Source organism: Stieleria varia (assembly GCF_038443385.1).
Lineage (GTDB): Bacteria > Planctomycetota > Planctomycetia > Pirellulales > Pirellulaceae > Stieleria > Stieleria varia.
In genome coordinates, this window is record NZ_CP151726.1 from 5,158,481 (window position 1) to 5,171,265 (window position 12,785).

11 protein-coding genes are annotated in these 12,785 nt (G+C 56.8%); 3 read left to right on the forward strand and 8 right to left on the reverse strand.

Annotation, left to right across the window (positions count from 1 at the left end):
• Nucleotides 1-257 precede the first annotated feature (257 nt).
• The 4 genes from ispH to Pla52nx_RS17410 all read right to left on the reverse strand — a co-directional run bounded on the left by ispH (nt 258) and on the right by Pla52nx_RS17410 (nt 4,192).
• Nucleotides 258-1,835 (reverse strand): 4-hydroxy-3-methylbut-2-enyl diphosphate reductase, encoded by a 1,578-nt coding sequence (gene ispH, locus Pla52nx_RS17395; protein ID WP_146522080.1) that lies wholly within the window; start codon nt 1,833-1,835, stop codon nt 258-260.
• Nucleotides 1,836-1,965: 130 nt separating this feature from the next.
• Nucleotides 1,966-2,346: a transcriptional regulator gene (locus tag Pla52nx_RS17400; protein WP_146522079.1), complete on the reverse strand. Its 381-nt coding sequence runs from the start codon at nt 2,344-2,346 to the stop codon at nt 1,966-1,968.
• Nucleotides 2,347-2,351: 5 nt separating this feature from the next.
• Complete coding sequence (locus tag Pla52nx_RS17405; RefSeq protein ID WP_146522078.1) at nt 2,352-2,960, reverse strand: hypothetical protein; 609 nt, start codon at nt 2,958-2,960, stop codon at nt 2,352-2,354.
• 503 nt (nt 2,961-3,463) lie between these two features.
• Nucleotides 3,464-4,192: a hypothetical protein gene (locus tag Pla52nx_RS17410; RefSeq protein WP_146522077.1), complete on the reverse strand. Its 729-nt coding sequence runs from the start codon at nt 4,190-4,192 to the stop codon at nt 3,464-3,466.
• A gap of 416 nt (nt 4,193-4,608) precedes the next feature.
• Between Pla52nx_RS17410 and hisE the strand changes: the two genes are divergently transcribed.
• On the forward strand, nt 4,609-4,983 hold the full coding sequence (gene hisE / locus Pla52nx_RS17415) for a phosphoribosyl-ATP diphosphatase (RefSeq protein WP_146522076.1): 375 nt from the start codon (nt 4,609-4,611) through the stop codon (nt 4,981-4,983).
• 105 nt (nt 4,984-5,088) lie between these two features.
• Nucleotides 5,089-5,952: an ATP phosphoribosyltransferase gene (hisG, locus tag Pla52nx_RS17420; protein ID WP_146522075.1), complete on the forward strand. Its 864-nt coding sequence runs from the start codon at nt 5,089-5,091 to the stop codon at nt 5,950-5,952.
• Between the two features lie 227 nt (nt 5,953-6,179).
• Here hisG and Pla52nx_RS17425 read toward each other — a convergent pair whose 3' ends face one another.
• Nucleotides 6,180-7,823, reverse strand: a complete 1,644-nt coding sequence (locus tag Pla52nx_RS17425) for a hypothetical protein (protein ID WP_146522074.1) — start codon at nt 7,821-7,823, stop codon at nt 6,180-6,182.
• A gap of 391 nt (nt 7,824-8,214) precedes the next feature.
• Here Pla52nx_RS17425 and Pla52nx_RS17430 point away from each other — a divergent pair, with 391 nt between their 5' ends.
• Entirely contained in the window at nt 8,215-9,693 is a 1,479-nt protein-coding gene (locus Pla52nx_RS17430) for an oligosaccharide flippase family protein (RefSeq protein WP_146522073.1), read from the forward strand.
• A gap of 674 nt (nt 9,694-10,367) precedes the next feature.
• Here Pla52nx_RS17430 and Pla52nx_RS17435 read toward each other — a convergent pair.
• Genes Pla52nx_RS17435 through Pla52nx_RS17445 form a run of 3 tightly spaced genes read right to left on the reverse strand, consistent with a single transcriptional unit; the run spans nt 10,368 to nt 12,714 of the window.
• Nucleotides 10,368-10,721 carry a P-II family nitrogen regulator gene (locus Pla52nx_RS17435; protein WP_146522072.1) on the reverse strand — a complete coding sequence of 118 codons (354 nt, stop codon included), beginning with the start codon at nt 10,719-10,721 and terminating at the stop codon, nt 10,368-10,370.
• A gap of 2 nt (nt 10,722-10,723) precedes the next feature.
• Complete coding sequence (locus Pla52nx_RS17440) at nt 10,724-11,788, reverse strand: Gfo/Idh/MocA family protein (protein ID WP_146522071.1); 1,065 nt, start codon at nt 11,786-11,788, stop codon at nt 10,724-10,726.
• A gap of 29 nt (nt 11,789-11,817) precedes the next feature.
• A complete protein-coding gene (locus Pla52nx_RS17445; protein ID WP_146522251.1) occupies nt 11,818-12,714 on the reverse strand; it encodes an AAA family ATPase in 897 nt (298 codons plus the stop codon).
• Nucleotides 12,715-12,785: the final 71 nt, after the last annotated feature.

A 12,785-nucleotide genomic window follows, 5' to 3' on the forward strand; every position in this document is an offset into this window, starting at 1 on the left:
TCAAGAAACGCATTGGATTGTCATCAAGGCCCGAGCAAAAGCCGGACTCTAGTGATAACAGTGACAATCCGTGGCATTGTCCGTGCAACAATTTGTCAGAAAATCCGTTTTAGCTGCCCAGGCGGGAACGGGCGGAGCGTTGCAGCATGCGGGCGGGCGGCGGTCGCTGAGTGAACCTAAGTATCGCAACGGCCATGGTTTATGAAAACATTGAACAATACCACAGTTGAGCGAAAAACCTGCCTCAGCATGATTTATCAACCACGGTTAGCGGCATGCCAGCGTCGAAGCGACCGGTTGCGAAACTCGTTCCAATTCATTTTGGCGGACTCGAACACGCTGCGGTGATCGTGCCACACGATGCGACAAGCGATTTCAAAGAGTACTCGTTCCATCAAGCTCACGATCCGACGACGAAACGACGACCATCCTTGCGCGAGCAAATTTTTCTGCTGCTGTTGAAATTGAACGTGTGATCGCTCGTCTCGCATCACACGCCGACAAATCGCTCGCAGTGTGGATGACTGTGTCGCGCGAAAAAGTGCAAGGTAGTAAACTTGTGCCATGATCTCGGCGGTCACCAGTACCGACACGGAAGTCCTCAGACCGGCCAAATGACGCAAGAATCGAAAACAGCCATCGGACCATTGTTTGTGCAGCAAACATTCGTTCTCTTGTCGCAGGAATCTTGCCAACAAATCCGAGTGCACGTGTTCTTCGTCGAGGAACAGCTTTGCGGCATCCAAATAGTCAGGGTCACCGCCGGTATCGATCCACGATCGTGCGCACGCCAACAGGTGCTTGCCTTCACCGCTCTCCCCCAATTGAAACGTCTTGATGGATCCGATCACCGCGCGAGATTCTGCGGGTGTCAATGTGGGCGATCTCGACCAAGGGACGGCAGGTGTGTCCGCCAAGTTGTTGCGGAAGTAGATCGACCATTGCCGATTGCTCCATTGCCGGCGGTCATCCACCTTGTGCTGCGATCGCGTCAATTGCTCGATCCGTTCTTGCACCGCATCGATCGTTTCGTCGGGCGTGGATGTGCCGGCTGTGAGACCGACGGTCTCGACGCCATCAAACCACTCGCCTCGAATGTCACGTGGCGATTGAACATGATAAGCCACACTCCCCAGTGTGCGACAACGCTGAGCGAGTCGTCGCGTGTTGTTGGAGTTGATGCCTCCTACGACGATCACCAATTGTGTCTGTGCACACAACGCGTCGATTGCCGATTGGCGTTGTTTGGTCGGTCGGCAAATCGTGTTGATCCATCGTAGGCAGGCATCCGGATTTGATAGAGCGATCGCGTCACGACACGCTTGGGCGACTTCGCCAGGCATCGTCGTTTGGCAGACGATGCCGATCTTCTTAGCCGGATACACCGACACTTCATCAACCCGTGACACCACCTCCCATCGACCTTCGGGCAAATCTTCCGTGATCCCTTGGACTTCCACATGATCTCGGCTTCCGATCACGACGACAAAGTGATCTTGTTCGGCAAGTTTCGTTGCAGCCGCGTGTACTCGCTGCACCAGAGGACAAGTCGTATCGATCAGTCGCTTGCCGGCTTGGATCAACGCATCGCGTCTGGTTTGACTGATCCCGTGCGCCGTGATCATGACTTGCGAGCGAGCAGGCAAGCCTTCACGTTCCGCTTCGGCGATCGTTTCGAAACGTCGCGAATTCAACCACTGGTTGACTTCCGCGTTGTGGACCAACTCGCCGTAGACGGCGGTCTCCTCAGGGCGTTCAATCTGCTCGGCGGCTTTCAACGCGTCGCGGACACCGAAACAAAACCCCAAATGCGTGGCTCGGATGATCGTCGTCATGAGAACTCCTGGACGAAGCTTTGCAATGCAAAGCTTTGGTTTAAATAAAGGGGCGATGTGTATCGCCGCCGGGTGTGTGGAAAGTGGTCTGTTGTCGTTCGTTGCTCAACGAAACCTACAACGGCTCGTCTCACTCAGTCGCCAATCGACCTTTGGATCTTGCCGCGTTGGTTTTCATTTGTTTCTGTGCATCGCCGATCACGCGTTGCAGCTCAGCGAGGTATTGCAAGAACCGCCCTCGCCCTGAATCTGTCAAAGCGCAGATCGTTTGCGGCCGTGAACCCGTCTCATCGCGACGCGTGCTGACCAAGCCGGCTTCAGCAAGCTGTTTGAGGTGTCGGTTCAGGTTGCCGTCGGTCAGATTGCACAGCGACTTCAGTTCACCGAACGTCAAACCATCGGGTGAACCGGCCAGACAGGTCATCAATCCCAGTCGTGCTTTTTCATGCAGTACACGATCCAGTCCGTCATAGGAGTACCGGGCGGAATCAGATTTTCGTTTTGCGGGCATGTGGGTCACTCCGTACTGTGTTGCGGGTGACGATAGATCAGCCAAGCGGTCAGCAACTGACCGCCGCCGAACGGGATCGCCATCGACCATGGACTCAGAGCGTAGCTGTCGCGAGCAAGCATCAACGTTGCCATTCCCATCCCGAGGTACCAAATCCCGATGGATTGCAACGGTCGAGGCAGATAGGGAGCTGTCGAATAAATCCCCAGCCCCAACATCAATGCCCAAAGTCCGGGTAGCATCCATATCGTCTCGGGTGCCGTTTCGCACAACACCAATGTCAGACCGCCTCCGACCACGATGGCGGGTGACAACCGCTTCAGGACCGTCAAAGTCAACCGACGTGCGCGAGCGGTTGGTGATTGGTAGTACCGCATCGCCATATCGCTGAAGATGATCGCGAGCGCGGCGACTGCGACGATGACCCAAAGATCAACGAATGCGAAAGCGCGGTCTGAAGCGTGACTCATCCACCAGGGCTGGATCACACCAGCGGCGAGACCGAATAAACCTGTCAGCGCGATCGGCACGCTGCGAAGTCCTTGATAGACCGTGGAACGTTCCGCCAAAGCAGACATTGCATCGATCTGCTGCAACGCTTCGTCAATTCTCATAGCTACCGATCGATAGGGTGGTGACTCTTACGCGACCCGTTTCAGCCAGATTCAAGCCGGCTGACGAAAACTCTGCAATGCAAAGTAAGCGGTTTTGGTTCGATCGTCAAGCACGAAAAATTGATGGAATCCGAAAGGAGGGTACCGCGGTGTTTCGACCGCCGGGCGAAGCGATGTGGTGTTTGGTTTCGACTTGGAAAGTCGAACGACAATCGTCGCTCGACTTTCCAAGTCGATAGCGCGCCCCGTCATGCGTTCTGCCGATTCCCAACCATTGACTCGCGTAGACCGGCCCCCTCCCTCGCATTCGCCTAAACGGCTCTGCTCGACCTCCCCCAAGTTTCTTGGGGGAGGTGATAGTGGACAAGAAACGGCTCAAGGAATATCGCCGTAGCATCGAGGTGATGCCAACTATTGATCAGCCCGGGGTAGGTCAGCCTAGAAAGGCTGACGTACGAAAGGCTGACGTACGAAAGGCTGACGTACGAAAGGCTGACGTACGGTTAGGAGCTGGGTTGGCGGATCCAGTGACGCTCTCTCGCTGGCGTGTCCGGCTTTGCCTCTGTCGGCGTCTGGAACTTGCCCGTTTGAACTGGCTCATCCACGGTCGGGGTCGGCAGCGAGGGATTTGGCAGCGAGGGATAGGGCGCAGCCGCGAGCACCGAGTGCCCACGTGGTTTTGGTGATTGTGATGCCGGCGGGGTTTCAGCGATGCTTGCTGCAGCAGATCCAGCTGGGTCAGGGTTGGGCTGGGAAAAGACCGGTTGGGAATTGACAGGTGGCGCGATAGCTGCGGATGGCGCCGGCTCGCTTGAAGCAGCGATGGCGTTGAATCGTTTGGCATACTCTGGGCCCCGATCGATAGGAACGGCCAAGTCCTCGTAGGTCAGCGGCATCTGGATCTCCCGTTTGACGTACTGGGGGTTGGGCCACCGGGCCTCCGGCGCGTACAGGACTGGCGCCTTCACATCCTCCGTCACTTCCTCAACCAGCATTTCCAGCGAGGTGCGAGTGAGAGGCGATCGATCGGACAGTTCGTCTGTCGGCGAGGCTTCCAGAGAAGCGTCTTTGGTGGGTTCGGGGCGGCGAAAGGGTAGCGAGGCGGCGAAACCGACACCGATGATGAGGGCGCCAAGGGATAGTTTTCGCAAGATGACGACTCGAGCTGGAGGGTTGGGAAACCAGCGATCGTCCGTGAACCAATAAGAATGCGTCGTGCAAGTGTGTTTCATCGGCACTCCCGGGCGTGTTCTTGAGGACAATTCGGAAAAAAATGCGAGGGCTTGTGGAATCCTGGCTCGGAGGGGGCGTTGGGTCGTTGGCAATCCGTCGTTGGGCATCTACGATCGGTCTGCCATGGAGTATTCCTCAGGACGTCAGTGGGATGTTGATTAGTGGGTTACGCAATCCCTTGTGAGCCGATGGCGCTAGCCACGGGCCTCGAGGGGGCGAGTTCTCACCATAAGGCCCGCGGCTAGCGCCGTCGGCTCACCATAAGGCCCGCGGCTAGCGCCGTCGGCTCACCATATCAACAGCCCGCGCGTGGGCTGTTACCCTGATTCGCGATGGAATTGAACGTGGAAGTCATGCGTTCGATACCCGGCGATCCCATCACCCATTCCCTCGACCCGACAAAGACTGTTTGCGAATGAGTAACGCGTTGGAACCGATCTCACGACTGATGGCCACCCTTGCCCAGCGAGCAGCCGATCGACCAGCGGGGTCATACACCACTCGGCTATTGGACGGTGGTCCGGAAAAGATCGGCGGGAAGGTACTGGAGGAGGCCCGGGAACTGATCGAGGCGGCTGGTGAGTCCGGTGATGAGGGACGCAACCACTTCATTTATGAAGCGGGGGATTTGATCTATCACACGCTCGTCATGCTCGCTTGGCGTGGCGTCGATTTGAGTGAAGTCGCCCAGGAGCTGGCCAAGCGCGAGGGAGTCTCCGGGTTGGTCGAGAAAGCGAACCGGCCGGCCAAGGACCCGGAATCCGAAAAACACTCAGGGCACGAATCCTGAATGACATGACTGAGCTGGCGAGCTCGACCGAAAACTGATTTTCAACTTAACCTTTTTCGCCAGTGGAGCGAACGCATGACCACCGGCACGATGAACTGAGAGTAAATGTCCACACACGCCACCAGATTACGAATCGGCATCCCCAGCAAAGGTCGTTTGAGCGAGTTGGCGGGTGAGCTGTTGTTGCAAGCCGGGTTGAACTTTCGTCGACAAAATCGCGGTCTCTTTGCCAAAGTTTCCGGCCTGCCGATCGACTTGATCTTTCTGCGAACCGATGACATTCCGACATTGTGTGCCGAAGGTGCGATCGATATCGGGATCACCGGCAGCGATTTGGTGGAGGAATCTCAAGCCAAAGTGTCGACGCGGATGCGATTGGGAGTAGGCGGCTGTCGATTGGCCATTTGTGTTCCCGACGACTGCGAGATCCGTGCCGCCAACGAGCTGGATGGAAAACGCATCGCGACCAGTTTTCCCTCGATCACCAAGGCCTACTTGGGACAACACGGGGCACTGGCACATCTGGTTTCGATTTCCGGTAGCGTGGAAGTGATGATCCAGTTGGGGGTCGCTGACGCGATCGTTGACTTGGTCGAAACGGGCAGCACGCTAGCCGCCAATCGACTGCGGATCTTGGAAGAGATCGGTACGTACGAGACCGTATTGATCCAGAACGACCGATGTCGCGATGTCGAGATGGCCGACCGGGTGGTCAGACGGCTGGAAGGCGTTGTGATCGCGCGAGACTATTCGATGTTGGAGTACAACGTGCCGCGAAGTTCACTGGCGGAGGCGGAAGCGATCACGCCGGGATTCAACTCGCCGACCGTCGGTAACTTGGAAGACCCCGATTGGTGCAGCGTCCGTGTGATGGTTCGCAGTCGCGATGTGATCGACGTGATGGAGCGATTGGAAAAGCTCGGCGCGTCCGCGATCTTTCAAACGACGATTTCGAACTGTCGTCTGTAACGGGGCGCGGCGTATTTGGGGGTCATGTCAGCCTAGCAATGCTGACGTACTCGCTAAGTCTCGTTTGACCCGTAGCCGAAGGCGCAGGAGGAAGCGGCGGTAGACGCCGCGGTGTAATCCGGTTGATCGTGTCCCCTGCGCCTTCGGCTGCGGGTCAAACGACGTAAACCTCAACACAGCGGTCGAATCGAATCTTGAAATTCGGCGTTGAGTTGCGTCCCGCAGACCTAGGCGGTCACCAAGACTTCATTCGGTGGGAAGCTGAATCTGCCGTATTTTGCTTCGCCCACAACCTGGGAAATCTCACCGTCGCGGCTGCGGATCTCAGCGACGGCTCGGCGTCCAAGCTTCGCCACCCCGCGTGCTTCGCCCGGTTCGAACGCGATCACACTGGTCTGACGCGATTCGGCAAGCGAGACCACTTTTTCCAAGTGCATCGCCAACATCTCGGCCGGCTCGCTGGACATCGCTTTTTGGTAAACCGCCGACGGCTCGACGCGTGAATCGGCAACTTCAAATGCGTTGGAGAGCGTGACGATGGGCATTCCATCGCCGAGGACGCTGACAAGTCGCGTCCTCAATACCTTTGTCTCGTCGGACCACTCCATGTCCGAAACGATCATTTCTTGGCAACCGAGTTGGATCGCCGCCGGGATGACATCATCATTGCGGTGCCAAACCCATCGGCCAGGCTCCGTGAAGCCGGCTGCGATCAAACGATCAATGTGGTCTCGTAAACCCGGCGGAACCACCACGGCGGATGACTCCAACAAGTCATCATCGTTGTAGGTGGCGGTTTCGACGACCGGTGTCATTCCGCAGGCTTGTTCGTAACTCAATCGCTTTTCTGGTTTCTTCGGTTCCGGATCCATCGACTCAAAGAATCGTCTGGTCAAGAGCTGACAGGGAACACTCATGCATGCTGCAACGCCAATGAACATCGCATTGAATCCCATCGATTGAAACAGCGGGATCCCGTCCACGGTGCCGAAGTGGCCGCGGGTGACCATCATTCGGTATCCCCAGCCGATCATGACCACACCGATGGCAAAGTAAACCACTCGCGTTGCCACACCGCCTCGTCCGTACCGCATCGGGTACCCGGCCAAGCTGATGATGGAGGCGAGCGGGAAGTACCAAAGTGTAGAAAATCCAGCCCCGCCGCTGCAACAAAGGATCAGGCTGAGTGATAGCCCCAATCCCGCAAATAAAAATTGATTGCTGGCCATGTCCAAGTCAGGCGCGTGCTCAGTCGGCACGATCTCGTACATGAAATTCGCCCGTGGCTGATCCTGATCGCTGGCATTCAGATCGTCTCCTAAAAAAGGAAACATCATGTTGTGTCCGACCGGTCGACGTAACAATCCTGTCAACGCACCATTCTCGTCGATTTGACGTCTGGCTTCCTCCAGCAACTCAAAATCAAACGGCAACGTCAGGCGACCAAGAATCTGATTCGGATCGGCACCCGCCGGGATCACTTTCGGCGGCTGAAATGCATTGAGTACGGCGGCAAGGGGATCGCTGCCGCCGAAGTGGGCCGCCATCAACTGCTGCACCTGCTCGGGAGACCCGGGGTCGAAATCTTTGATCAAGGCATCTAGCTCGTCTGGGTCGATCTCGTTGATGGAGTCGATCGTGGAGTCGTAGACGTCGACGCCTGTCAAGGTGATGAAGGCGAATTCACCCGGTCCGTTTTGGATGAAGGTTTCCCAATCCATCTCGGTCGGCCCGGAACTCATTGCGGTCGCACGGTGAAATCGGTCCGTCAATAGAAACGTTCCGGAAACGGCACACAACGTTGCGATGACTCCGCCAAAGATAACGCGAAAGGGACGCGGTGGCGTCGAACGGTGGCCGGTATAACCCATGGGAAACGTCGTGATGTCGGGGTGCAGCGGACTTGTGTCGGTTCAGGGAACGAAGCAGCAGCGCGAGTGGATCGGATTTCCAGACTCCAAACCATTCAGCGTTGAAGCCTAGCTCACGCAAAACACGCGGCACGTACACAGGTGTGCATGCAATCGATGCGATAAGACATGGATCTGCTGGTCCTCGTCGATGCAATCGCTACGATCCGACCGCAACACCGCACGAGCCAGCATTTGGATACAGAATGCTCCTTCGCCAATGCAGAAGTCTCGAAGTCTGAGCCAACCTTTCGAAATCCACTCGTTCGCGATCCGGCTGTCGCGTGCGAGTTGTTGAGTGGATGTCATCCGTCGATTGGTTCGCTGCTGAAGAATCACCCCAAACAAACCTGTGTCTGAAGAAAACAAATCCGACCGATTCTCCGCGGACTCACTTGCCGTCGGCATGATGGTGATGCTGGCGATGACAATCGTTCAACGCGGCTTCGGCTTCTTTCGAGGAATCTGGTTTTGCCGACTGATGGACGAATCCCAAGTCGGGATCTGGTCGATGGCGTTCGGATTCATCACGATGGTCACGCCCATCATGTTACTGGGGATGCCTGGCGCGTTGCCCCGCTATGTCGAGCACTTTCGTCGTCGCGGGCATCTGACCAGTTTGGTGCGCCGAGTATTCTTGGCGACGGTGATCTGCACCGCCGTTTTTGTCAGCGCGATCTTGATCGCACCTGAGTGGTTCGGCTGGCTAGTATTCCTGGAGCCTCAGAACACTTCGTTGATCTATGCCGTTGGCTTCGCCGTTGTGGCGATCATCATGTTCTTCTTCGTCAACGAGCTTGTTTCATCTCTCAGACAGGTCCGAGCGGTTTCGTTGATGCAGTTCGTACAAAGTGTTGTGTTCACGGTCATCGGTGTCGCTTGGCTGTCATTTGGTGGTGGCTTGACCGGCCTTGTCGTTGCGTTTGCCATCGCAACTCTCTGCGCGGCACTGCCGGGCATCTGGCTGCTGCGTCGCGGATGGAGCAGTCTGCAACGGAGCACCGAAGCGTTTGACGCGGCGGCGATGTGGCGTCGTTTGCTGCCGTACGCTGCAGCGTTGTGGATGATGAACCTGCTGGCAAACGTGTTTGAGCTTTCTGATCGCTACATGATTCTGCACCTTTCACCAGGTGGCGAGATTGCCGGTCAAGCTGCCGTCGGGCAGTATCACAGTGGGCGGATCATTCCCATGTTGCTGATCAGTTTGGCATCGATGGTCAGCGGCGTCCTGATGCCCTATTTGACTGCGGAATGGGAAGCGGGAAAACGTGAGGACGTTCAACGTCGGCTCCGCGGCGTGCTGATGGGGATTGTGGTGGCGTTCACCGGAGGTGCTGCGTTCGCGTTGATGATCGCACCGTGGTTGTTCTCGACCCTCCTGCAGGATCGATACTCCAGCGGATTGGCATTGATGCCAATGGCATTTGTCTTCTGCATTTGGGCATCCTTGGTCACAATCGCGCAGAACTATCTGTGGGTAGTGGAAAAAGGAAAGCTCGTCGGTGTCGCTTTAGCGATCGGCCTGGTCGCTAACTTAAGCCTGAACGCGATACTTCTGCCTGCTTTCGGATTGACCGGGGCTGTGGTCGCGACCTTGCTCGCTCACGGTATCGTGATGCTGGGAATCTGGGTGGCGATGTGGAAAACCGGGTATCCCGTCGACTGGACGATGGTTCATTTGAGTTTGTTACCCGCAACCTTGTTGAGCAATCCTTGGATTGCCCTGGCCTGCGTGACGTTCACCCTGATCGTCAGCCCCGATGCCAAAGGATGGCTGGCGGTGATCGCGAAGCGAATGCCAAGGTATCGTTTAGCTTGGCCGATTCACTAGACGCTATGAGTCATCGTCGCTCGACTCTCCGAGTCGTTAGCGTGAGCGAAGCGTTTGCGTCCAACCCTGGGCTGATCAAATTTGGGGTTGTGGCACTGCTACGTTGCGCAAGTTTCTGTCACCTCTCCCGGCGCAGGAGACTGCTGATTTAGTGAGCCGCAAGGCGCTAGCGGGCCGTTGATTTAGTGAGCCGCGACGCGTAAGCGGCCGGGCCTACCGCATTGCCCGGTGCCTTACGGCCCACGGCTCACCCTTGCGTTCCCAATTTCGATTAAATCAACAGCCCGCTAGCCGCGGGCCTAATGGTGCTGTCCCAACCCTTCGAGGCCCGTGGCTAGTCCGGATTATTCACCCAACTCACTGCGGTTTTCGCAATGCGTTTGCACGAAACGGTTTGCGCGTATTGGTACGAAAACAGTCTGCGCATATGAGCCGCCACGCGATAGCGTCCGGTTCTCACGCCTATACTCGGGAACCGGACGCTATCGCGTGCCGGCTGATGAATAATCCGGGCTAGCGCCATCGGCTCACAGCGATAACGAAAAACGATTAAATCAGCAGTCTCGTTCCTTGGGGGAGGTGCCTGTTGTGTGTGACAGCTCCACCGGCGACGAAAATATCGCATGAAAATTTCAGCCGCACGCTATCGACGTGGAACGTCGAGCGTCTGTCGGTCAGATGTCGTCTTCGACCGCTCCCGCATACCCTGCTTCCATGTCGATGGCGTCTGCGACGGGCAGCACAAAGATTTTGCCGTCACCGATTTGACCGGCGGAGCCTGTCAACGCGTGTCTGCGGATGGTTTCGATCGTCGGCTCCAGCAACTCGTCGCGGACCAGAATCTCCAGCTCGATCTTTCGAAGCAGTTCCACTCGGTACTCGTTGCCTCGAAAGCTGGCAATCTGTCCCCGCTGCCGCCCGTATCCAATCGCATCACAGACGCTGAAACTGTGCACGTCCATTTCCCGCAACGCATCGCGGACGGTGGAAAGCTTTGTTGGCTGAATGATGGCGATGATCATTCTCATGGTCAGACCCTGCTGCTGGGAACAAATGAAGTGACGGACGCCGCATCAGCCAGTTCGACGCGGGTTTCGGACTGGAGCGATTTTGACAAGGCATCAAGAATCCGGTGGGTATCGATTGCCTGCGTTTGGTAGTTCTTTAGCGATGCATCGCCGACCAGTTTCGCAATCATCACGCGTTCTTGGGCACCGCCGAAGGTGTGTGACGCTACTTCTCCCGACGCTTCGTGAATCCAACATCGCGTCGGACGATCGTCCCAGGGACGTGTGAAATCGTCGCAGATCAGCGACGAAGCACTGCCCGCTACCTCAAACCATTTTCGCGTCGCCGTATCATATCCACACGAAAAACTGGCGGTTGAATCGTCGTCGAAACGAAGCATTCCGGTCACTCGCATCGGCACGTCACCATGCATGACCGCATCCCCCATGACGCTGACGGGCATCTTGTCGGTCGCCCAACGAATCAATCCACAAGTGTACCAGGCGAGGTCCAACAGACATCCGCCTCCCAGCGAAGAATCCAATCGATGTTCGTCCGATAGGAATGGTTTGTAGAAAGACACAGCGGCCGTCACGTGCCCGATCTCGCCGAAGCGGTTTTCCAACAACCACTGCTTCATTTGATCGGTTCGCGGATGGTGTTGCCAGCCTGTCGCGTCCAACCAGCGGACCGAGCTGGCCGAGCACACTTGGTCGATCTCGACGGCTTGCTCCGCGTTCATTGCCAGTGGTTTTTCACACAGCAGGTGTTTGCCCGCCTCTGCAGCTTTCACGCACCACTGGTGGTGCATCGAAGGTGGCAACGAAATATAAACCGCATCGATGTCGTCACGTTCCAGCAATGCGGCGTAGCCAGTCACCGCGTTGGCGATACCGTATTGATTGGCAAACCACTGCGCCCTCTGCTGGTCACGACTTGCGATCGCGGTCACGGCCACGCCGTCGGTGGATTGCAGGTCGGCGACCAGGCGTCGTGTGATCCGACCGGTGCCTATGACGCCAAAGCGTGTGTCGCGGCGTGTTGTCGATGCCGGTGGTTCGGCGGATGGTATTTCGGAAGCCGTCATCAATGTGTTCTTTGTCTAGCGCTATATGCTTAAACCGGCACTGGGATCTGCTGCAACAATTCCGTGATGCGTTGCTCGGTGGCTGACCGCGAGGCGCCTTGAAAAACGTCACTGGTGCTGACACGGTGCGCCAGGGTGGGCACGGCAAGCGATTTGATGTCGTCGGGTGTGACGAAGTCACGGTGCATGGTGATCGCGTTGGCTTGGCAACCACGATAGAAACTCAGTGCGGCACGCGTGCTGACACCGACATCAAAACCATTCTCGCTGCGAGTCGCGTGCACGATTGCCATCAGATAGTCGACCAGTGCGTCGTCAAAGCGAACATGACCGACTGCCTGTTGTGCCGCGACGACTTGCTCGGCGTCTACGACGCTGGTCAATTTTTCGACAGGCTGGCCGTTGCGATGTGTCTCGAAAACGCGGCGTTCAAATTCGGGCGATGGGTAACCGACGCTGGTTCGCAGCAGAAAACGATCCAGTTGGCTTTCGGGCAACGCATAGGTGCCTTCGAATTCAAACGGATTCTGCGTGGCCACTACGATGAAGGGTTTGGGCAGTGGGTGACTGGTCCCATCGACAGACACTTGGCCTTCGCTCATCGCCTCTAGCAGTGCGGACTGCGTCCGAGGTGGAGCACGGTTGATCTCGTCCGCCACGATCACATTTGCAAAGATGGGACCACGACTGAACTCAAACTCGCGAGTGTCGGAGCGAAAGATCATGCTGCCGGTGATATCGCTTGGCAGCAAATCCGGCGTGAATTGCAAACGAGCGAACTTTCCGCGGATGCTTTGGGCAAGCGCCTTAGCGACCAGAGTTTTTCCAACGCCGGGGACGTCTTCCAGCAGCAGGTGTTCGCCGGCGAGCAGGGCGACCACGACCGCCCGAACGACCTCCTGCTTTCCCAACACGACCTTTTCCATATTCTCCCGCAATGCTTGTGCGGTCTGGAAAGCGTGAGGAAACATGGGTGCATTCATTGCGTACGAGGGGA

Coding starts and splice junctions, on each gene's coding strand:
- ispH (WP_146522080.1), bottom strand. CDS start 1,835: ATGACGACGATCATCCGAGCCACGCATTTGGGGTTTTGTTTCGGTGTC.
- Pla52nx_RS17400 (WP_146522079.1), bottom strand. CDS start 2,346: ATGCCCGCAAAACGAAAATCTGATTCCGCCCGGTACTCCTATGACGGA.
- Pla52nx_RS17405 (WP_146522078.1), bottom strand. CDS start 2,960: ATGAGAATTGACGAAGCGTTGCAGCAGATCGATGCAATGTCTGCTTTG.
- Pla52nx_RS17410 (WP_146522077.1), bottom strand. CDS start 4,192: ATGAAACACACTTGCACGACGCATTCTTATTGGTTCACGGACGATCGC.
- hisE (WP_146522076.1), top strand. CDS start 4,609: ATGAGTAACGCGTTGGAACCGATCTCACGACTGATGGCCACCCTTGCC.
- hisG (WP_146522075.1), top strand. CDS start 5,089: ATGTCCACACACGCCACCAGATTACGAATCGGCATCCCCAGCAAAGGT.
- Pla52nx_RS17425 (WP_146522074.1), bottom strand. CDS start 7,823: ATGGGTTATACCGGCCACCGTTCGACGCCACCGCGTCCCTTTCGCGTT.
- Pla52nx_RS17435 (WP_146522072.1), bottom strand. CDS start 10,721: ATGAGAATGATCATCGCCATCATTCAGCCAACAAAGCTTTCCACCGTC.
- Pla52nx_RS17440 (WP_146522071.1), bottom strand. CDS start 11,788: ATGACGGCTTCCGAAATACCATCCGCCGAACCACCGGCATCGACAACA.
- Pla52nx_RS17445 (WP_146522251.1), bottom strand. CDS start 12,714: ATGGAAAAGGTCGTGTTGGGAAAGCAGGAGGTCGTTCGGGCGGTCGTG.